The organism is Devosia sp. FJ2-5-3, from assembly GCF_029201545.1.
In the GTDB taxonomy this organism is placed as follows: domain Bacteria; phylum Pseudomonadota; class Alphaproteobacteria; order Rhizobiales; family Devosiaceae; genus Devosia.
Map to the genome: position 1 here is coordinate 875,914 of NZ_CP104007.1, position 20,944 is coordinate 896,857.

The window sequence follows — 20,944 nt, forward strand, 5'->3', positions numbered from 1 at the left end:
ATGTTTGGTCCGCAATTGTTCGACCTGACGGGCAGGAATGCACTGGTAACCGGGGGCAGCCGCGGGCTGGGGCAGGCCATTGCCATGGCGCTGGGCAAGATGGGCGCCTCTATCTGCGTGACGGCCCGCTCGCATGCGGGGCTCGAAGGGACGCTTCTGGCGCTTGAGGCCGAGGGCATTGCGGCGCGGGGACTGGTGCTCGATGTGCGCGACGTCGCCGCAACAGGCGCGGCGCTGGCGACGCTCGACGGGGTATGGCCGATCGATATTCTCGTCAACAATGCGGGGTTCGAGAACGTGGCGCCCTCGCTCGATGTCGACGAGGCGATCTGGGATGCCATCGTCGATACGAATTTGAAGGGCAGCTTCTTTTGCGCCCAGGCCGTGGCGCGCGGGATGGCGGCACGGGGAAGGGGCGGGGCGATCATCAATCTGTGCTCGCTGACCTCCTATGTCGGCATTCCCACAGCGGTGCCCTATGGCGCGTCGAAGACCGGGCTCCTGGGCATGACGCGGGCGCTGTCGGCCGAATGGGCGGGCAAGGGTATACGGGTCAATGCCATCGCGCCGGGCTATTTCCGCACCGACATGACCGAAGGTTTTTATGCCGACGAGGACTGGGCGACGGGCATGCTGGCGAAAATCCCGCAGGGGCGGTTCGGCGACATGAGCGATGTCGGAGGGGCGGTGGTGTTCCTCGCCAGTGACGCCGCGGCCTATATTACCGGCCAGTGCCTGCCCATAGACGGGGGCTATCTCGCTTCCATCTAGTGCGAAAGGCGTAGGCGGGGCGGGAGTTTCACAAAAACCGGTACCGGGCGCCGGGGATAGTCTGGACAAGATTGGGCATCTCGTTCTTATAGCAATCCCTGCCGTGACGTGCCTGACCGTAGAGGTGCCTGCCTATGACCAATGAGCCCGGACCTTCTGTCGCCGTTTCGGTCAGAGACGTCGATATGGTCTTTGATGGCACTCATGCGGTCAAAGGGGCTTCTTTCGACCTCACCGAGGGGCGGTTCCTGACCATTCTGGGTCCCTCTGGGTCGGGCAAGACCACGCTGTTGCGCATGATCGCTGGGTTCCAGCGGCCGAGCGCGGGCGAGATCTACATCAACGGAACGCCGGTGAGCGCCGCGCCGCCGCACAAGCGCTCTATCGGCATGGTGTTCCAGAAGCTGGCACTGTTTCCGCATATGAGCGCGGCCGAGAACGTCGCCTTTCCGCTCAAGATGCGCCGGTTCGACGCGACCACCATTCCGGCGCGGGTGAAGCGCTATCTCGACCTCGTTCAGCTCGGTCCCTATGCGGATCGGCGGATTCATCAGCTGTCTGGCGGCCAGCAGCAGCGCGTGGCCATTGCCCGGGCGCTGGTGTTCGAGCCGGATCTGCTCTTGCTCGACGAGCCGCTGGCGGCGCTCGACCGCAAGCTGCGCGAGGAAATGCAGCTTGAATTCCGTCGCATCCAGCGCGAGCTGGGCGTGACCACGATCAATGTGACCCATGATCAGCGCGAGGCGCTGGTGGTGTCGGACGATGTGATCGTGATGGACAAGGGCGTCATCCAGCAAAAGGCGGCGCCTGCGGACACATACCGGACCCCGGCCAATGCCTTTGTTGCCGGATTTATCGGGGTGACCAATTTTCTTTCGGGCCGGGTGAGCGCGATCAACGGCGATGTCGTGGAGTTCGAGGCAGCCGGCGAGGCACTGGCGGGAACGTGGTCGGCACCGGGCGCTCCGGCAATTGGGGGCAATGTAACCGGCGCCCTGCGGGCCGAGCAGATCCGGCTTGGCGCCACGGCGGCAGAGCTTGCGCATTGCCAGAGCGTAAGGGACGGGGTGGTGCGGGACGCGATCTTTGAGGGCGAGCGGATCGTCTATGAGATTGCCCTGGCGTCTTCGCCTCAGACTATTGTGCGGGTATTCGATCATGACCCGACGACGCATAAGCAATTTGCCATTGGGGAGACGATGGCGATGGGGTGGAATGCACGCGACGTGCTGATCTTCCCCAATTAAGGCCGGCTGGTTTCGGCTGCATCTGGAGAGAATGGGATGACCAAGACAAAATCGATCCTCGCCCTGTCGCGACGCCGGTTTCTGGGCGGTGCGGCTGCACTGGGTGGGCTGGTGGCAAGTGGCTGGACCGGCAAGGCTTTCGCGCAAGAGCCCGAAAAGCCCGCCGAAATCATCGTGCGTGCCTGGGGCGGCTCGTGGGTGGCGAGCCTGCAGGCCGGGGTGTCGGATCCGTTCACCGCGGCCACTGGCATTGCCGTGCGTCACGACCTGACCGAAGACAATGAAATTCAGCCCAAGGTCTGGGCCGCCGTGGCGCAGGGCCGCGTGCCCCCGATCCACATCAACTGGGACACCACCACCAACGCCACCAAGTCGGCGCTGCGCGGCATCACCGAAGATCTCTCGGACCTGCCGAATTTGGCCAATGTGACCGAGCTGGCCAAGCCCGTCGGCATGGACGGCTATCCAATCGTCAACACCTATGGCTATGTCTATGTGCTGGCCTATCGCCCCTCGGCCTTCCCCGAAGGCGCGCCGACCTCGCTGCAGGTGCTGCTCGATCCCAAGTTCAAGGGCCGCATCGCGCTCTATAATGACGGCATCGGTTTCCACTTCCCGGCACAGGTCGCCGGCGGCGGAAAGCTCGAGGACATTCCCGACAATATGGATGCCGCCTGGGACTTCATCGCCAAGGTCAAGGAACAGCAGCCGCTGCTGGGCGAAGATCCGGACTTCACCAACTGGTTCCAGAACGGCGAAATCGACCTTGCCGTGACCATCTCGACCAATGCCCGCGAAGCCATGAAGAACGGCATCGACCTGGCCTGGACCGTGCCGGAAGAAGGCTCGAAGTTCGAGACCGATGGCCTCTGGATTCCCAAGGGCCTGCCGGAGAACGAGCTCTACTGGGCCAAGCAGTACATCAATTTCGCGCTGACCAAGGAAGCCCAGCAGGTCTGGCTCGATGGCCTGGGTCTGCCGGGCGTGGTGCCGGGCCTGACGCCTCCGGAAGGTCTGGCGGGAGATCCGTCCTATCCGACCGAGCCGGAAGATTTTGAGCGTCTCATCCGCATCCCGACCGCGATCCAGGTCGAGCATGAGAGCGAATGGTTCGGCAAGTTCAAGTCGATCATGCAGGGGTGAGTGTCGCCTGTTGGGCGAAGGGGCGGGTGGCTCGACGAGAGGCTTTCACCCCTCACCCTGACCCTCTCCCCTGAGGGGAGAGGGGACGATAGAGCCGAGGGGGCGGGGGTGTCCTAGGCCCCTCACCCCGGCCCTCTCCCCGAAGGGGCGAGGGGGCGATAGAGCCGGGGTTGAGGTGGTTGTCCCAAGGCCTTTCACCCTGGCCCTCCCCACAACGGGAGAAGAATGGGGGTGTTAGCTGAGAGGCTTGCACCCCTCACCCCGGCCCTCCCCCTTGTGGGGAGGGAGGAGAAAGGGTGCTGGTCACAGGGCCTGCACCTCCATCCCACGCCTCTCGCAAGAGGGGCGAGGGACAAAAGAGTGCCACGGAGTAATTCATGTCCAAAGCCGCTTATCCCCTGCGTTGGCGGGTCATGGATGGTCTGGAGGCCGTGGTGGCGGCGCTCTGGCCGAAGAATTTTGCGCGGGCGCTGCCCTATGTGATGGTCCTGCCCGCGATCCTTCTGGTGATGCTGCTGGTCATCGGTCTTATCCAGATCGGGGATTCGAGCGCGCGGACGCTGGATCGCTCCACATTTTTGCCCTCGGACTATTATACGGCCGAGAATTACGGGCGCATTTTCACCGATGGGCTCTATTGGAGCATATTGTGGCGGAGCCTCCTGGGCTCGCTTGTTGTCACCGCGATCAGCCTCGTCTTTGCCTTTCCCTATAGCTATCTCATGGTGCGCACGCCCTCGGCGCTGCTGCGCAAATTCCTGCTGATCGCGCTGTTCCTGCCCTTCTTCATCGGTCAGGTGGTGCGGGCCTATGGCTGGCTGATCATTCTGGGCAATCAGGGGGTGGTCAACGAGATGCTGGGGTTGATCGGCATCGAGCCGATGCGGCTGCTTTATAATTACCCCGCCGTGCTGTTTGGGCTCGTGCAATATATGATCCCCTTTGCCGTGCTGATGCTGGCGCCGGCGCTGACGGCGATCCCCGAGGAAATGGAGTCGGCGGCCAATTCGCTGGGGGCCAATTGGTGGCGCACCTTCGTCCATGTGCTGTTGCCGATGGCCAAGCCGGGTCTGGTGGGCGCGGGGCTGGTCGTGCTGACCCTGTCGCTGACCGATTTTGCCATGCCGGCCATTCTGGGCGGCGGGTCGCAGGATTTCATCGCCAATGCGATCTATGACCAGTTCTTCCGCACCTCCGACCAGGGCATGGGCGCGGCGCTGACGCTGATCCTTGTCGGGGTGGGGTCGCTGCTGGTTGGGATCGTCTTCACGCTCTTCGGGGCCGGGACGCTGGCCATGGGGAGGGAGAAAAAATGATCCAGCCGCTGAGCAAGTCCATCGTCATCTGGACCATGGTGATCGCCGTGTTGGTGGTGCTGTCGGCGCCGACCATTGTGGTGCTGGGTGCATCGTTCACCTCGGGCAATATCATCAAATTTCCGCCCGACGGGTTTTCGCTGCAATGGTACGCCAAGATTGCGATGGCGGCCGATCTGCGCAACGCGTTCATGCGTTCGCTGGCGGTGGCGTCCATCTGCACGCTGATTGCCATTCCGGTGGGGACGCTGGCGGGGATCGCGCTCTCCAAATACGCGATGAAGTTCGAAAAGACGCTTCAGATCTATCTGCTGCTGCCGTTTACCGTGCCGCTGATCGGCTCGGGGATCGGGCTGATGCTGCTGTTCGGGCAGTGGGGGATCATAGGGCAGATCTGGCCGATCGGCATTGCCTGCTGCGTGATCAATCTGCCCTTTATGATCTGGGCGGTGACAGCGAGTGCGTCGAGCCTTGATCCCGATCTCGAGCTGGCGGCGGCCAATTGCGGGGCGCCGCCGGTCGCGACCTTTTTCCATGTGACCCTGCCGGCCGTGTTGCCGGGGGTGATCAGCGGGTCGCTGCTGATGTTTATCCTGGCGCTCAACGAGTTCCTCGTGAGCCTGCTGCTCACCGATGCGCGCACGGTGACGCTGCCGGTGCAGATTTACAATTCCATCCGCTCGATCATCACGCCGGACCTGGCCGCCATTTCGGTGGTGTTCATCGTCTGCGCGGCGCTGGTGATTGCCCTCCTCGACAAGCTGGTGGGCCTCGATATTTTCCTCAAGTCCAAGTGACGCCACGGCGTCGCCAATGCGAGTGATGTTTCATGTCTGACGTGTCCTTTTACGATTACGCTGCCCTCTCCGCCGAGGGAAAGGCGGCGCTGCTCCGTCGCTCGGAAGCCGATCTTTCGGGCGTGATCGAGAAGGTCAAACCCATCATCGAGGCCGTGCGCACCGAGGGCGATGTGGCGCTGGCGCGGTTTGCGCGGGATTTCGACCGGGCCGAGAATGTGACGCCGCACAATCTCAAGGTGACCGAGGCTGAATTCGACGCCGCCTTCAAGCTGGTGGACCAAAAGGTCATCGATGCCATCCAGTTCGGCATCGACAATATCCGCAGCTTCCACGAGGAGCAGAAGCCAGAGACCATGTGGATGAAGGAATTCCGGCCCGGCGCATTTGCCGGGGACCGGTTTACCCCCATCCAGTCGGTGGCGCTCTATGTGCCGCGCGGCAAGGGCTCGTTCCCGTCCGTGACCATGATGACCGCTGTGCCGGCCGTGGTGGCGGGCGTGCCGAACCTGGCCATTGTGACCCCGCCCGCGCCGGATGGTTCGGTGGATGCGGCAACACTGGTGGCGGCGCGGCTGGCCGGTGTCAGCACGGTCTATAAGGTGGGTGGCGCGCAGGCGGTGGCCGCGATTGCCTATGGCACCGAGACTATTTTGCCGGCCCTGAAAATCGTGGGTCCGGGCAGCCCCTGGGTGGTGGCGGCAAAGCGCCTCCTCTCGGGCGTGATCGACACCGGCCTGCCGGCTGGCCCGTCCGAAGCGCTGATCTTTGCCGATGACAGTGTCCATGGTGGCCTAGCGGCGCTCGATCTGCTGATCGAAGCCGAGCATGGGCCGGATTCTTCGGCTTATCTCGTGACGCATTCCCGCCGCGTGGCGGAAGAGGCGCTGGCCGAACTGCCGGGGCTGTGGGCGCAGATGACGCCGCAGCGCGTCGAATTTTCGCGCACCGTGCTAACCGGCAAGACAGGCGGGGTGATCCTCACCTCCTCGATCGAGGAGAGCTATCAATTCGTCAATTCCTATGCGCCCGAGCACCTCGAAATCCTCTCCAAGGAGCCGTTCGACCATCTGGGGCGGATCAGCGAGGCGTCGGAAATCCTGCTGGGCCAGCACACGCCCTGCTCGATCGGCAATTTCGGGCTCGGGCCCAATGCCGTGCTGCCGACCAGCCGCTGGGCCCGCACTTTTGGGCCGCTATCGGTGACCGATTTCGTCAAGCGCAGCTCCATCGGTTATGTGACGGCTGCGGGCTTCCCGCTCTTGGCAGGACACGCCCATGAGCTGGCGCTTTATGAGGGCTTTTCGTCCCATGCGCTGGCGGTGTCGGATCTGCGCCAGAAATATGTGAAGTAGGCCGATGAAAGCGGTGGACGAAGGTGTTCGGTCGTGAGTGGGGTGAAGAGCCGGACGGCGGAAATCCGCGCGCTCTCGCAGACGGACAGTGCCGGGGCCGAGGCCATGCTCGCCGATTTGCTCGCGGACCTTTTCGACATTGCGCCGAAGAATGTGAGGATCAATTACGATCAGTACAGCCTCAATTCGCTCAATGGGTTCTTCGAGACCAAGGCGGGCGAATTCTTCTTCAAATTCCATCAGGAGGAAGGCGAAGAGGCGATGAGCGGGGAATATTATCGCGCCGATATCCTGGCACGGGCGGGGCTGCCGGTGGACCAGGCAGTGCATATGTCGGTGCTGCCGGGCGAGCAGATTCTTGTTTATCGCAGGCGGCGCGATCCGCGCTTTTCCGATGTACTGCGGGCGCTGGACCTGTCCGATGACGCGGCGGGCCGGGCGCGGGCCGTAGCGGCCGAGGCGGTGCTGTCAAAGAAGGTGATGGCGGTCTATGAGCGATCGCTGCACCCGATCACCCCGGCCGAGGCGCGGAGCGAACCGATCAACAGGCTGTTTTTCGAGCGGCTGATCGACCCGCCGACGGGCGCTTTTCCCGGTGGGCGGCTCAAGAGCTTTTATGTCGGGCAGGATTTTGAATTTCCCGGCGTGACGCTGGGCTGGGAGCAGTTTTCCTCCGCCCGCTTCGTCATCAATGGGACGACCTATGAGCGGAGCGTGGGGGAATTGTTCGCTTCCGCCCATGGGCGGCTCGATCCCCTCCGGCTCGCTGATGCCGGGGGCGTGGTGGCCCATGGCGACGCGCATAATGCCAATGTCTGGTATAGCGAGGGGCAGGGCGCGGCAGAGCTGAGTTTCTTTGATCCAGCCTTTGCCGGCGAGCATGTGCCGTCGCTGCTGGCCGAGGTAAAGACCACGTTTCACAATATTCTGGCCCATCCGCTTTGGCTCTATGACCCCGATGAGGCGGCGCAGCGCTATTCGGCAGAGGCGCGCTTTGATGATGGCGTGCTGCGTGTGGAAACCGATTGGGCGCTGACCCCGGTACGCCGGGATATGCTCCGGCTGAAAGCCGAGGAGAGCTGGAGGCCGCTTTTGGCGCTGCTGAAGGCGCGAGGGCTCCTGCCGGCCGACTGGCGGGAGGTCATCCGGTTGGGCCTCTTTCTCTGCCCGACACTGGTCATGAATTTGCGGGCGGGCGCGGGGAGACACAATCGGACCTCTTCGCTGATCGGATTTGCCAATGCCGTGCGCGTCGGGAGCGAGCCTCTTGGTTCCGACTTCCTTGTGGAATTCTTCGATATGATGAGCCCGAACTGATCCGGCGACGCGAAAATTGACGGCCTGTCTCAGTTTGCGAGAAAAGGCGGGCAAATGGCGTGGGTCTGCTTTGCTCTTGATTTCGGAACGCGTTGATGCCATTGTATGGGCTACGTTTTCAGCCTAAGTCGGCTGCTGCTTCCGATCATTTTCGGTTCTGGCTCGCTTTGAATTGCAAACGTCTTCGGCTTCCCTGGCATGTCGCCCTGGAAGAACCGCTCGTTTGCCTGCGCTTCGAGCTAAGATAAGGAATAATCCCATGGCAGCCTACAACGGTACCGTGAAGTTCTTCAACACCACCAAGGGCTTCGGCTTCATCTCCCCCGACAATGGCGAGAAGGATGCATTCGTGCACATCTCCGCTGTCCAGCGTTCGGGCATCGATGGCCTGTACGAAGGTGACAAGGTTTCCTTCGACCTCGAAAGCGGTCGTGACGGCAAGGTTTCTGCCGTGAACCTGACCCTGCTGAAGTAATTCACGCTTCAAGACTATGAGCGCTTTCGAGCGCTGGAGCCGTCGCAGCAATGCGGCGGCTCTTTTTGTTTTTGGGGGGATGGAGGATGGGTTCGCATCGCTCGATTGAACGGGGCGCCAGTTTCGAGGGGCGGTGGGGAGCCCAATATTGGCATGTGCCGCGTGGAGGGAGGCCCTCGGGTCGAGTCCAAGGGCAGCGTCGCGGTGGCGTAGAGATGGGCTCGAGGCGGTCGGTTTGAGGTGGCCGGTGTGGGGCCTGGGGCTGTCGCGGAGTGGAGACCCCCTCCTAACCTCCCCCTGGTAGGGGTAGGGACAGATTGTGCGTGGGGTGAGGGCTGGTGGTCGCGTATCGGGCTTGATGCGCAGGGCGCTGTCGGTGGGCGGAACCGGCAATGGGGTGCTCGGCATGGAGCTCGGGTCGAGCCCGAGGGCAGCGTCGCGGTGGGGGAGAGATGGGCCTGAGGCGGTCGGTTTTGAGGTGGCCGGTATGGGGCCGGGGGCTGTCGCGAAATGGGAGACCCCCACCTGACCTCCCCCTGGTAGGGGGAGGGACAGATTGTGCGTGGGGTAAGGGCTGGTGGTCGCGTGTCGGGCTTGATGCATGGGGGGCGGAACCGGCAATGGGGCGCTCGGCATGGCCCTCGGGTCGGGCCCGAGGGCAGCACTGCGGCTGGGGAGAGATGGGCCCGAGGCGGGTCGGTTTGAGGTGGTCGGTAGGGATGGGGGCGGTCTTTCGCGGAGTGGAGACCCCCACCTAGCCTCCGCCTGGTCGGGGGAGGGATAGATTGTGCGTGGGGTGGGAGCGCGGTCTGTTCGAGGATGTTGCAATTGTCGGCGTGATGGGTAGGGGTGGGGCATGGTTCGATTTCTGCACAGTTCCGATCTTCACCTGGGAAAACGCTTCGGGAATTTTCCCGAGGATTTGCGCGGGCGGTTGCGCGAGGCGCGGCACGGCGTTTTGGGCCGGCTGGCGGCGGCGGCGCGGCGGGAGGGCGCGAGCGCGATCCTGCTCGCAGGCGATAGTTTTGATACCGAAACGCCGGCTGAGTCCGTGCTGCGGCAGGCGCTGGCTGAAATGGGGCAGCATGCCGATCTCAGCTGGGTCATCCTGCCCGGCAATCACGACAGTCTGCAGGCCGACCAGCTTTGGGACGGCGTGCAGGGGGCGGCACCGGCCAATGTGACGTTGGCGCTGACCAATACGCCGATCCGCCTGGGCGAGCAGGCAATCGTCCTGCCCGCCCCGTGCACGACGCGGCGACCGGGACGCGATCTCACCGAATGGATGGACGGCGCGGCGTCGGCCGAGGGGGTGTTGCGCGTCGGGCTGGCGCATGGGCCGATCCAGACTTTTTCCGAAGACGGAGTGGCGGGCGATGTGATCGCGCCCGATCGGGCCAGGCGCGCGGGGCTCGACTATCTGGCGCTGGGCGATTGGCATGGCCAGATCGCGGTCAATGAGCGAACCCATTATAGCGGTTCGCCCGAGCCGGACCGGTTCAAGCATGAGCGGCCGGGACAGGCGTTGTTGGTGAGTGTGGCCGGACCGGGGGCCGTGCCCGAAGTGCGGAGCCTCGATATCGGGCAGTTTTCGTGGCGCACGCTGACGCTGGACCTGCTGGCTGGAGAGGACGGCGAAGAGGCACTGCGGGGACTTTTGCCCAGTCAGGCGCGGCGACAGACAATGATCCGCATCGTGCTGCAGGGGCGCACGGGGCTGGCGGCGCGCAGCCGGCTGGTGGCCGCGATCAAGGATATTGCACCCGAATTTGCCCATCTCGAACTCGAGGATGCGGCGCTGGCGACCCAGAGCGAGGCGGATGACCTCGACCGGATCGACTACGCCGGGGCTTTGAGGGTGGCGGCCGATGGGCTCCTCGCGGAGAGCGTTGACGCAGCGAAATCGGAACAGGAGCGGGAGATTGCGGCGGCGGCGCTGGTGAGGCTCTTTTCCTATTGCGAAGAGGTCGGGCCATGAAGCTGACAGCCCTGCGGCTGCACAATGTGCGCCGCTTCGCCGGGAAGGGTGTGGCTATCGAGGGGATCGGCGCGGGGGTCAATGTGCTCTGCGCGGCCAATGAACAGGGCAAGTCGACGGCGTTCGAGGCGCTGCATGCGCTGTTTTTCCAGGCCCATAGCGGGACGGGAAAGGCAGTGCAGTCGCTGCGGCCCTATAGTGGGGGCAATCCGCTGGTCGAGGCCGATATCGACAATGTAGAAGGCCGGTTTCGGCTGACCAAGCAATTTTACGGCGGCAAGCGGGCCAGTGTGACCGATCTCGGCAGCGGGCGGCTGATTGCCCAGGCCGACGAGGCGGAGGCCTTTATCGCCGAGCTGACGCGGGGCGGAGCCGGCGGGCCGGCGGGGCTCCTCTGGGTGCGGCAGGGGCTGACCGGCATCGACCAGCGTACGAAGGGCGAGGAAGAGGGCGAGCGGCGGGTGCGCGAAACGCTCCTCACCTCGGTGCAGGGCGAGGTTGAAGCGCTGACCGGCGGGCGGCGCATGGCCAGGATACTGGCTGCCTGCGAAGCGGAACTCGGGCCGCTAGTGACGGCGACGGGGCGGCCCAAGGTCGGCGGACGCTATGCTGCCGCGATCGAGGATTTCGAGCGGCTGGTCGCGGAGGAGGCGCGTCTCGCCGTCGAAATGGCGGCGCTGCGCGATGCGCTCGATCGGCGTCGGGCAACGCGGCAAAGGCTCGCCGAGCTGGAGAACGTGGAAGAGAAGGCGCGGCGCCGGCGCGATACGGAAGCGGCGGAGGCGGCCTATGAGGCGGCGCGGCGGCACGGCGAGGCGCTGAAGACGGCGGAGGCCGAGGCCGGCCTCGCGCAACACCGGCACGAAGAGGCGCTGAAGACACTCTCCGATTTCGAGGCGGGGTTGCGGCGGGCGGCCGAACTGGCGGTGCGGCGCGAGCAGGCGCTGGAGCGACGGGATGCGGCGAGAGCGCGGCGCGATTCGGTGCGGGCGAACAATGATGCGGCGCAGGCCGAATTGGACGCGGCTGAAGCGGAGGAGCGCGAACAGCAGGCCCTGCTCGGGCGGCTGGACGCCGCACTCCGGGCGCGCGACGCGGCAGAGCATCTCGAAAGGCTCCGTCAGCAGCTGGAAAAGGCCGAGGCGCAGCGGGCGCTGGTCGAGGCGGAGGAGGCCGCCTTTGTGGCGCTGGATATTCCGGCGGCAAAGGTGCGGCAATTGCAGGAGATCGAGCTTGATCTGCTGCGCCGGAGGACGGCGCGAGATGCCCATCGCCCCAATTTCCGGATCGACTATCATGAGGGCGCCGAAGGGCGGGTGAGGCAGGGGGGGACGCCGATTGCCGGAGGGCAGGATCAGGTCTTTGCCGCGACGACGCAGCTCGAGATCGAGGGCGTTGGAACGCTGACGCTGCGGGCCGGTGCGGAGCGCGACGATGGCGGGCTGGCCGCGCTGGAGGAGCAGCGCCGCCAGATGGTGTCGGCGCTGGGCGTCGACACTCTTGCGGCGGCGCAAACGCGGCTTGCGGCAGCGCAGGACAAGGCCGGAAGCGTGAAACTGGCGCGGCAGCGCCTCGCCGATCTGGCGCCGGAGGGGTTGGTTCCGCTTCAGGGCGAGATCGCCCGGCTGGCCGCCGCGCAGGTCGACAGGCTCGAAATCAAGGGTGACCCGCAGAGGGCGCGGCAGGCGGTGGAGGCTGCCGGCGCCAAGGTCGCCAGGACCCGCAATGCAGCCCGGGAACTGGCGCCGCTGGTGGAACAGGCCGGCAATGGCGTGGTGGAGGCAGAAACGACGCTGGCCGGGATCGACAGCGAATGGGCTGCGCTGCAGGGCCTGCTCGGCGCCGAGGCGTTGCGGGTGGAGAGGCTCGAGGGGCTTCGGAACCGCGAGCAGAATGCCCGGGTGGCATTGGCGCTGGCGCAGGCGCAGGTGGAGCAATTGCGGCCGCTGGCGCAGGATGTGAGCGCGGCCGAAGATACGCTGAGGCGCGTGCGCTCCATCGAGGCCGCGGCGGACCAGGCCATGGCGCAGCTCAACGTCGTCCTCGCGGACCTCAACGGGCAGATATCCAGCCGCTCAAGCGATGCGGTCGAGGAACATCTCATCGAGGTGCAGGAGCAATTGGAGGCGGCGCGCGCCAGCGTTGCGCGGTTCCGCACCGAGATCGCGGTGCTCGAGCGGCTGCGGCGGGAATTGGTCGCGGCGCGTTCAGCGGCGCGCGATCTCTATTTGAAGCCGGTGGTGAGCGAGCTTTTGCCCATGCTGGGGCTGCTGTTCGACGATATCGACATCGTCTTTGACGAAGAGACGCTGTTGCCCCAGAGCGTGCGCCGGAATGGCCTTGACGAGGATGTGGACCGCCTCAGCGGGGGGATGCGCGAGCAATTGTCCATCCTGACGCGGCTCGCCTTTGCGCGGCTTCTGGCGCGGGATGGACGGGCGGCGCCGGTGATCCTCGACGATGCGCTGGTCTATTCGGATGACGACCGGATCGAGCGGATGTTCGACGCACTGCACCGGCAGGCGCGGGACCAGCAAATCCTCGTCTTTTCCTGCCGCCAGCGGGCCTTTGCACGGCTGGGCGGCAATGTGCTGCAGATGGTGGACTGGACGCCGGGAGCTTAACCCGGCGTCCAAAGCCAGATCAGGCGGCTCGGCTGAAGCGGGTGGTCTCGCGCTTGCTGGAGCCGAAGAGTTCGATCAGGCCTTCGAGTTCGTGGGCCTGGCCATTGGTCTGCTCGATGGCGGCATTGGTCTCTTCGACGAGGGCCGCGTTGTGATGGGTCATCTCATCCATTTCGAGAACGGCAGCGGAGGCATCCTCGATGGATTCGGCCTGAGCGCGGCTCGAGCGGGAAATCTCCGCCAGCATTTCGCTGTTTTCACGCACGAGATCGAGCATGGAGGCGAGACGGTCTGCGGCCTCCTGCACGAGGGCGGAGCCAGAGGTGACTTCGCGGGCGCTCTTGTCTATGAGACCCTTGATGTCTTCGGCGGCCGAGGCAGAGGATTGGGCGAGGCGACGGACTTCGACGGCCACGACGGCAAAACCCTTGCCTGCATCGCCGGCCCGGGCGGCCTCGACCGAAGCGTTGAGCGCCAGCAGATTGGTCTGGAAGGAGATGTCGTCCATCATGGTGACGATTTTCGAGATCATCGCCGAAGAGGCGGAGATCTGTTCCATGGCATGGGTGGCATTGACCATGACCTCACGCCCGTCTTCGGCGACGAGACGCGCCGCCTGAGCCTTTTCACTGGCGCTTTGGGCGCGCGAAGCGGTGTCTGTCACGGTGGTGGCAAGGCTGCGCATGGTGGCGCTGGTGCGCTCGATGGCCGAAGCCTGACGCGTGGTGCGGTCGGCCAGATCATTGATGCCCGCGAGGATTTCGCCGGTGGCGGTGCGCAGCGAGCGAGAAGTGTCGCGCAATTGGTCGACGACCGAGGCGAGCTTGTCGCCGACGGCATTGGTGTCGTCCTTGAGCTGGAGGAAAGCCCCCAGATATTCGCCCTCGACGCGGTGGTCGAGATCGGCATTGGCGAGGGCCGACAGCACGCGACCGGTTTCGCCGATGCCGCGATCGACCGTTTCGACGAAAAGATTGATGCTGTGGGCGAGCGCGTTGAGCTCCGGATCTGGGAAACGCGGCGCGACACGACGCGAGAGATCGCCGGCCACCGCGGCGTCGACCACGGCGCCGAAGGATTGCTGGAGCTCGGCCATCAGGGCAGGGCGGTCGGCCAGGCGATCGACGGCGGTGTTGATGGTGCCGGCGCTCTTGAGGTGAGCGCCGCGCAGGCCTTCACCACGGATCTTTCGATAGAACCGGCCTTCGCTGGCGGCGGTCATGGCCAGGGCTGCTTCGCGCACGAAGGTGTCGTTGATATCGATCACGCCATTGACGGCATGGCCGGCGGCAAGGGTTTCGCCCGAGGCCTTGGTCAGGTCGAGGCGGCTTTCAAAATTGCCGCCGACGATATCTGCGCTGACGCTGCGCAATTGGCCGAGAAAGCCGCGCAGATTGCCCAGCCCCACCAGCACTGCGGTGGCGAGCAGAAATTGCAGGCCGGCAATCGACAGCAGGATTGCGCCCGAGAGGCCCAACACAACGCCGATGGCGGCGATGATCGAGGTCGCTGCAAGGATCAGGCCGCAGGCAAAAGTCCTAGAGGGAGAAAACAAAGCGGTCATAGTCCATGCCGATGTTCTGGAGTGTGCTGGTGAGCCGTGCATATCCGGCGTGCATGCCCTGCTTGGCGTTCTTGACGCCCTGTTCTTCTGCCAGCAATTCGGCATAGAGCTGGGAAATCCGGGCGATGGCAGCAGAGTTCGGCTTGCGACGATTGGAGTGGTAGCCGCACAGCTTGCCGGTGGCGTCATAGCTGGGCGTCACATGGGCCAAAACCCAATAGTGATTGTTCGATTTGCTGCGGTTGACCACATAGGCGAAGATTTCCTCGCCCGATTGGATCTTTTCCCACAAAAGCTGGAAGACGCTGCGCGGCATGGCGCGGCTGCGTATCACCGAATGCGGCTTGCCGATGGTTTCGGCCAGGGTAAGCTCGGCCATCCGGAGAAATGTGTCGTTGGCGTAGGTTATGTGACCTTTCAAATCGGTCTTGCTGACAATGAGGTCGTGCGCCCCCATCACATGTTCCTTGCCCTCCACCGGTAACACTAAACCGCTCCCCTGCCGTAATAATTCGTGCCTTCACTAGGAGGTGAAGCTACGAAATCGGCTCTAAGAAGTGATTAATCCTTAGGCATATTTACGGGCCGTGACCGTGGAAGATGTGTGGCGAGGACGCGCCATCTGGCCCCGCACGCGGCTTGCCGCTATGCTCAAGTCGAGGTGTTGCGTGAGGGGGCTATGCGCGCGTCTGTTTTGTTCGTGATTGCATTCGTGTTGCTGCTTGCGGCCTGTCAGTCGCCGGAGCCGCGAATTATCGATGGCGGGCCTACGACCAGTGAGGCGATCCGGGCGGTCCTGGGCAATCCCCGCATCCTGCCGCGGAATGCCGTGGCGTCCGAATTGCGCAATGTGCGGCTCGATGCGAGCCGCTGCGTGCCGATGCCGCGGGGGGAATTCAGCTGCCAGGTGCGCATCTATTCGCTCGGTCGGGGGTGGTCGGCGGTTACGCCGGGGCGCTTCGTGCCGGGCGACGGGGAGTGGAGTTTCGTGTTCTAGTACGGGCTGGTTGGTCGCGGGTGATCATTTCCCCGGGACGATGAAATCGGCCCTGGCCTCGTCGACCCGATCGCGGACCACACAGCCTTCGGCGTGGTCATTGACCAGCCCCATGGCCTGCATGAAGGCAAAGACCGTCGTGGGACCGACGAATTTCCATCCCCGTTTCTTGAGATCCTTCGACAAGGCAATGGAGGCCGGCGAGGTGGAGGCGGTTTGCGGACCGGTTTCGAGCGGAGCCTCGTAGCGCCAGACATAGGCGGCCAGGGAATTCTCGCTGGCAATCAGCTCCAGTGCCCGCTGGGCATTGTTGATCACGGCTTCAATCTTGCCGCGGTGCCGGACAATGCCAGCATCGGCAAGCAGCCTTTCGACATCGGCCGGACCGAAGCGCGCGACGCTGGCAATATCGAACTGGGCAAAGGCGGCGCGAAAGGCCTCGCGCTTGTTGAGAATGGTGCGCCAGCTCAATCCGGATTGAAAGGCTTCGAGGCTGAGCTTTTCAAAGAGCCTTTGGTCGCTGGCGACCGGGAACCCCCATTCGGTGTCATGATAGGAGAGGAATTCCGGCGCCCCGCCGCACCATTGGCATCGCGGCTTCTGGTCGGGCCCTATAAAGAGGCTCATCGGTTTTCCCCAAGGCGAGAATCGGATCTGCGCCGATGATGGGGCAAAGACGGGCTTGGGAACAGTGCGCTGAGGCCTTGTCGGGCTCAACGAGGCGGGACGGCGCGAAGTTCTCCGGGGAAACTTGCGGCCGGTCGCGGTGGCGACGGTGGCCGGGTGGCCCTTTCGCGATTGCGCTGCCATTCTGCGCAAAACTTCGCTGAAGCCGTTGCCAGCCCGAGCGGCTTTGGTTAGGTTGCGCCCATTCAGCCGGGGAGAACACCCCGCGCCCACGGATGCACCCGTAGCTCAGCTGGATAGAGCGCTGCCCTCCGAAGGCAGAGGCCACACGTTCGAATCGTGTCGGGTGCGCCATTTTCGAGCCAATGTGGGCACTATGGTCCGTGTTAGGCCTCCCCGTCCCAAACAGTTTTGAAAGCTCATCCTTGGACCCGCCGGTGTGCGGAGGAGATGCTTGCCGATGTGAGCATGCCCACGGGCCTCTGAGCCCCGTGCGGCGGAGGCGGGCTCCAAAGGCGGACGCGATGCGTCCGACTTTAAAGTGGGAGTGGCGGTGCTGCGGTGAGGGCGGGGCTCCGTTCCCTAATTGGGCAAAGCCTGGCCATCGGCGTCGAAGAGCACGGCGTTCCTGACTTCGGGATTGAGGTGCAAACTGTCGCCCAGCGCTACCTGGAAGTCGCCGCCGAGCCCGACCACGACGGCCTTGCCCGAGGCCAGCCGCAGATTGACGATGGTTTCATTGCCCAGATGCTCGACCAGGGTCACCGTCCCGGTGATGGCGCCCTGTTCGGCGGGAAGCAATTGATGCGGGCGGGTGCCGAGGGTCAGGGCGCTGCCGATCTGCAAGCCGTCGGTGGCGACCGGCACGGACACTGCCTTCATGTCCGGGCCGGAGACGGTGACCGTCCCCGCGCCGATGGCATCGATCTTCACCGCGATGAAATTCATCTTGGGCGAGCCGATGAAACCGGCGACGAACAGATTGGCCGGGCGGTGATAGAGCTCCAGCGGCGAGCCGACCTGTTGCACCACGCCGCCATTGAGCACGACGATCTTGTCGGCGAGGGTCATAGCCTCGACCTGATCATGGGTCACGTAGATCATGGTGGCGCCGAGATCCTGATGGAGCTTGGAGATTTCCATCCGCATGTCCATGCGCAGCGACGCGTCGAGGTTTGATAGCGGTTCGTCGAAGAGGAACACTTCGGGTTCGCGCACGATGGCGCGGCCGATGGCGACGCGCTGGCGCTGGCCACCCGAAAGCTGCGCCGGCTTGCGATCGAGCAGATGCTCCATCTGCAGGATGCGTGCGGCTTCGCGGATCCTGGCGTCGCGTTCGTCCTTGGGCGTCTTCTTGATGCGAAGGCCAAATCCAACATTGTCGTAGACGGTCATGTGCGGATAGAGCGCGTAGGACTGGAACACCATGGCGACGCCGCGATCGCGCGGCTGCATGGTGTTGACCACCTTGCCCCCGATGCTGAGCTCGCCGCCGGTGATATCCTCGAGCCCCGCGATCATGCGCAGCAGGGTGGATTTCCCGCAGCCGGACGGGCCAACGAAGACGACGAACTCGCCGTGTTCGATCTCAAGGTTGACGCCCTTGATGACTTCAACCTTGCCATAGGTCTTCTGCAGGTTCTGTAGGCTCAGTCCGGCCATGATGTTCTCTCCCTTTCCGCTCAGACCCGGGCGCCGGGCGGCAGCTTGTCGAGTTCGGTATGCAAGAGGCCGTCGGCATCGACGCGCACCGGGATGGGGTCTGACACCTGACCGATGAACGAGCCATCGGCGGCGTCATGGAGGAAACCCATGAACACCAGGCCTGCGTCGGTTTCGACAATCTTGCCGGCATAGCGGCTGCCCTGGGCGCCATCGAAGAAGGGGCCGGGCGCCACTTCCCAGGGGCCGAACGGATCGTCGGCCATGAGGTAATGCGAGCCGCGTACCGGTGTTTCCGGATTGAGTTTCCTGTAGGCCTCGGACCAGTGCGTGCCATCGGTGCAGAACAGCATGTACCATTTGCCGTTGACCTCGAAGACCTGCGGCACCTCCATCTGGCCGAACATGCCGCCGGCATAAACCGGGGGCTGAAGGGTCCAGCTGTAGAGATCGGGGGAGGTGGCAAAGCCGATGCTGCCGCCGGCATTGGGCTCGGCAATGCCGGGCTTGCGGGCGACGAAATACATGATCCAGCCCTCGCCCTGGGGGTTCTTCATCACCCAGGGATCGCGGAAGGCCCGGTCATGCCAGTGTCCCGGGGTGTATTCTTCATAGTCCGGGCCCGAAATATCTAGCGCCAGTCCATCACCGACGCGGGTCCAATTGTGGCCATCGGTGGAGGTGGCGTGGCCGATGCGCTGTTTCATGCCCTCTTCGGCGTGTTCGGTGCCGGTGTAAAAGAGATGCCAGAGGCCGGTGTCGTCGCGCAGGGTGGAGCCGGTCCAAGTGGTCCAATCGTCCCAGGCCGTCGGTGCAGCAGGGGCGAAGGTCGTGCCCAGATGGGTCCAGTTGATCAGGTCCCTGGAGATTGCGTGGCCCTGGGTGACATTGCGATGGCGCATGTCGGGATGGGCCAGGGTGTTGTCTGCCTGCAGGAAGTAGACGTGGTAGTCCTCACCATCGCGATAGGTCCAGAAATCCCAAATCCATTTGTCTTTAAGTGCGAGAACCAAGGTCGTGTCTTTCTAGCTGGAAGTGTCAGCCCTTGATGCCGGTCGAGGCGATCGAGGTGATGAAGGCGCGTTGCAGGAAGAGATAGAAGGCGAGAACGGGCAGGGTGATCATGGACAGATAGGCCATGACTTCGCCCCAGGCGGTGTTGAGCTGGAAGAAGTATTGCAGGCCCACCATGACCGGTCGGAACTGCTCGGATTGGGTCACCATGAGCGGCCAGAGATATTGATTGTACATGGCGAGGAATTTGAGGATCGCGGCCGTGGCAAAGACCGGCCCGGCGATCGGCACGATGACCATGGAGTAGATCTGGAACCAGATGGCGCCATCGAGGCGCGCTGCCTCGATCAACTCCTTCGGCAAGTCGCGAAAGAACTGCACGAAGAGGAAGATGGTCAGCGCGTCGGCGAGGAAGGGCACGATCTGGACGTGATAGGTGTTCAGCCAGCCCCAGGTGATGCCATTGCCGCCGATCCAGGGGAGCGAATTGACCACCATCAGCATCGGCACGGCGATGGTTTCGAACGGCACGATCAGCGTCGCGATGATGATCGACAGCACGATCTCCTTGCCCCGGAACTCGAGGAACACGAAGGCAAAGGCGGCCATCGAGCACAGGAACAGCGACCCCAGCACCGTCAGCGTGGTGACGAAAATGGAATTGAAGACAAAGAGCCCCACCGGCGCGCGCCGGAAGGCGGCGAAATAGTTGTCGAGGGAAATGTCGCCGACCGGCAGGAAGGCGCGGAACGAGGATGTATCGCGCAGCAATTGCAGGTCCGGCTTGAACGAGCTCACCACCATGAAGACGATGGGGAAGACGAAAACCAGTGCGACAAGGATCAGCAGCAGGTATTTGAGACTGGTCTTGAGGCTTTGATTGGGCGACGTGACAGCGGCCATTTCCTAGCGCTCCCGGGTGAGGTAGCGCTGGACCATCGAGATCGTGAGCACGATGAGGAAGAGCAGCACTGAGATGGCGGAGCCACCGGCGATGTTCTGTTGCCCATATCCGCGCTGCACGGCCTGGAAGACCAGCGTCTGGGTGGAATCGAGCGGCCCGCCATTGGTCATGACGTCGATCTGGGAAAAGAGCGCAAAGGCCTGCATGGTGATAACGACGAGGATCAGGACGGCGGTGTTGCGCAGCCCAGGCCAGGTGACGAAGCGGAATTTCTGCCAGCTCGAGGCGCCCTCGATGTCGGCGGCCTCGTAGAGCGTCAGCGGAATATTCTGGAGGCCGGCCAGCCAGATCACCATGTGGAAGCCGACCGCCTGCCAGATCGACATGACGATGATGGCCCACATGGCCGTATCGGGATTGCCGAGCCAATCGACAGGCTGGAAATGCCCGAAAGAGAGAAACTGCAGCAGATTGTTCAACAGCCCGCTGCGCCCGTCATAGATGAAGCGCCAGAGGAGGGAGACGACGACAATCGAGACCACCACCGGCATGAAATAGACGGTGCGGAAAATATTGATGCCACGCAGCTTCTGGTTGATCATCAGCGCCAGCAGCAGGGCAATCAGGGATTGCAGGGGCGCGACAACAGCCACGAAGAACAGCGTATTGGTCAGCGCCTTCATGAAGACGAGGTCGCGCGCCAGCACAAGGACCCTGGAATTGCCCCAGTCCCAGCCGAACCATTCGCGCATGCCGTTGAGGTGCTGGAAATCGGGATTGTTGCGGGTGAAATCGCGCACGCGCGGATAGCTCAACTCGCCGCTTTCGCTAACGAGAAGGCTGCCGTCCGCTGCCGTTTCAGGCTCCAGCACCAGCGTGCCCATGCCCAGCAATTGCTCGAAATTGGACGTGCCCACGAATTGCGTCGGATTGGGCGAGATCAGCCGCTGGTTGGTGAAGGAGAACCAGAAGGCCAGAAGGAACGGCACGATCAGGAACAGCGTGATCAGCACGAGGGCCGGGCCGCTCATCAGCCATCCGGCCAGCGTATTGGACTGTAGCGATTTGGTCTGACTGGGGCGCATGTGCGACTGCCTTTAAGACGGGCCGGGAGGCCGGCCCGGATGATCCGGGCCGACCGTGGTCAGGAGCG

Annotated in this window: 18 protein-coding genes and 1 tRNA gene; 12 read left to right on the plus strand and 7 right to left on the minus strand. The window is 63.7% G+C overall.

Annotation, left to right across the window (positions count from 1 at the left end; all coding sequences use genetic code 11):
* The 10 genes from N0P34_RS04325 to N0P34_RS04370 all read left to right on the plus strand — a co-directional run bounded on the left by N0P34_RS04325 (position 1) and on the right by N0P34_RS04370 (position 13,023).
* The gene (locus N0P34_RS04325) at positions 1 to 771 is read left to right on the plus strand and encodes an SDR family oxidoreductase (protein WP_275605785.1); all 771 of its coding nucleotides are present in this window, start codon (positions 1 to 3) and stop codon (positions 769 to 771) included.
* Positions 772 to 905: 134 nt separating this feature from the next.
* Positions 906 to 2,018 (plus strand): ABC transporter ATP-binding protein, encoded by a 1,113-nt coding sequence (locus N0P34_RS04330; RefSeq protein WP_275605786.1) that lies wholly within the window; start codon positions 906 to 908, stop codon positions 2,016 to 2,018.
* Positions 2,019 to 2,054: 36 nt separating this feature from the next.
* Entirely contained in the window at positions 2,055 to 3,161 is a 1,107-nt protein-coding gene (locus N0P34_RS04335; protein ID WP_275605787.1) for a PotD/PotF family extracellular solute-binding protein, read from the plus strand.
* A gap of 377 nt (positions 3,162 to 3,538) precedes the next feature.
* Entirely contained in the window at positions 3,539 to 4,477 is a 939-nt protein-coding gene (locus N0P34_RS04340; RefSeq protein ID WP_275605788.1) for an ABC transporter permease, read from the plus strand.
* Positions 4,474 to 5,274, plus strand: coding sequence for an ABC transporter permease (locus N0P34_RS04345; protein ID WP_275605789.1), 801 nt, complete (start codon positions 4,474 to 4,476; stop codon positions 5,272 to 5,274). Before N0P34_RS04340 ends, N0P34_RS04345 begins: the two co-directional genes overlap by 4 nt.
* A gap of 32 nt (positions 5,275 to 5,306) precedes the next feature.
* Positions 5,307 to 6,629, plus strand: coding sequence for a histidinol dehydrogenase (hisD, locus tag N0P34_RS04350; protein ID WP_275605790.1), 1,323 nt, complete (start codon positions 5,307 to 5,309; stop codon positions 6,627 to 6,629).
* A 105-nt stretch (positions 6,630 to 6,734) separates the two neighbouring features.
* Complete coding sequence (locus tag N0P34_RS04355) at positions 6,735 to 7,946, plus strand: hypothetical protein (RefSeq protein WP_275606921.1); 1,212 nt, start codon at positions 6,735 to 6,737, stop codon at positions 7,944 to 7,946.
* 259 nt (positions 7,947 to 8,205) lie between these two features.
* Positions 8,206 to 8,421, plus strand: coding sequence for a cold-shock protein (locus N0P34_RS04360; protein WP_275605791.1), 216 nt, complete (start codon positions 8,206 to 8,208; stop codon positions 8,419 to 8,421).
* A gap of 856 nt (positions 8,422 to 9,277) precedes the next feature.
* A complete protein-coding gene (locus N0P34_RS04365; RefSeq protein WP_275605792.1) occupies positions 9,278 to 10,399 on the plus strand; it encodes a DNA repair exonuclease in 1,122 nt (373 codons plus the stop codon).
* A complete protein-coding gene (locus N0P34_RS04370) occupies positions 10,396 to 13,023 on the plus strand; it encodes an AAA family ATPase (protein WP_275605793.1) in 2,628 nt (875 codons plus the stop codon). Before N0P34_RS04365 ends, N0P34_RS04370 begins: the two co-directional genes overlap by 4 nt.
* A 19-nt stretch (positions 13,024 to 13,042) precedes the next feature.
* Here the strand turns inward: N0P34_RS04370 and N0P34_RS04375 are convergent, their stop codons facing one another.
* Together N0P34_RS04375 and N0P34_RS04380 are read right to left on the minus strand one after the other, a co-directional pair.
* Positions 13,043 to 14,587, minus strand: a complete 1,545-nt coding sequence (locus tag N0P34_RS04375; protein WP_275605794.1) for a methyl-accepting chemotaxis protein — start codon at positions 14,585 to 14,587, stop codon at positions 13,043 to 13,045.
* Positions 14,562 to 15,044 (minus strand): PAS domain-containing protein, encoded by a 483-nt coding sequence (locus N0P34_RS04380; RefSeq protein ID WP_275606922.1) that lies wholly within the window; start codon positions 15,042 to 15,044, stop codon positions 14,562 to 14,564. The genes N0P34_RS04375 and N0P34_RS04380 overlap by 26 nt, the downstream gene beginning before the upstream one ends.
* A 222-nt stretch (positions 15,045 to 15,266) precedes the next feature.
* Between N0P34_RS04380 and N0P34_RS04385 the strand changes: the two genes are divergently transcribed.
* Entirely contained in the window at positions 15,267 to 15,584 is a 318-nt protein-coding gene (locus N0P34_RS04385) for a hypothetical protein (protein WP_275605795.1), read from the plus strand.
* A 24-nt stretch (positions 15,585 to 15,608) separates the two neighbouring features.
* Here the strand turns inward: N0P34_RS04385 and N0P34_RS04390 are convergent, their stop codons facing one another.
* Complete coding sequence (locus tag N0P34_RS04390) at positions 15,609 to 16,211, minus strand: DNA-3-methyladenine glycosylase I (RefSeq protein WP_275605796.1); 603 nt, start codon at positions 16,209 to 16,211, stop codon at positions 15,609 to 15,611.
* Between the two features lie 277 nt (positions 16,212 to 16,488).
* On the opposite strand from N0P34_RS04390, the gene N0P34_RS04395 reads away from it, so the two are divergent.
* Positions 16,489 to 16,565 (plus strand) — tRNA-Arg (locus N0P34_RS04395).
* A gap of 228 nt (positions 16,566 to 16,793) precedes the next feature.
* Here the strand turns inward: N0P34_RS04395 and ugpC are convergent.
* The 4 genes from ugpC to N0P34_RS04415 are packed head-to-tail and all read right to left on the minus strand — an operon-like array spanning position 16,794 to position 20,876.
* Entirely contained in the window at positions 16,794 to 17,873 is a 1,080-nt protein-coding gene (gene ugpC / locus N0P34_RS04400; RefSeq protein WP_275605797.1) for a sn-glycerol-3-phosphate ABC transporter ATP-binding protein UgpC, read from the minus strand.
* Positions 17,874 to 17,893: 20 nt separating this feature from the next.
* Positions 17,894 to 18,886, minus strand: coding sequence for a hypothetical protein (locus N0P34_RS04405; RefSeq protein ID WP_275605798.1), 993 nt, complete (start codon positions 18,884 to 18,886; stop codon positions 17,894 to 17,896).
* 25 nt (positions 18,887 to 18,911) lie between these two features.
* Positions 18,912 to 19,790 (minus strand): carbohydrate ABC transporter permease, encoded by an 879-nt coding sequence (locus tag N0P34_RS04410; RefSeq protein WP_275605799.1) that lies wholly within the window; start codon positions 19,788 to 19,790, stop codon positions 18,912 to 18,914.
* A 3-nt stretch (positions 19,791 to 19,793) separates the two neighbouring features.
* Positions 19,794 to 20,876, minus strand: a complete 1,083-nt coding sequence (locus N0P34_RS04415) for a sugar ABC transporter permease (RefSeq protein WP_275605800.1) — start codon at positions 20,874 to 20,876, stop codon at positions 19,794 to 19,796.
* Positions 20,877 to 20,944 lie beyond the last annotated feature (68 nt).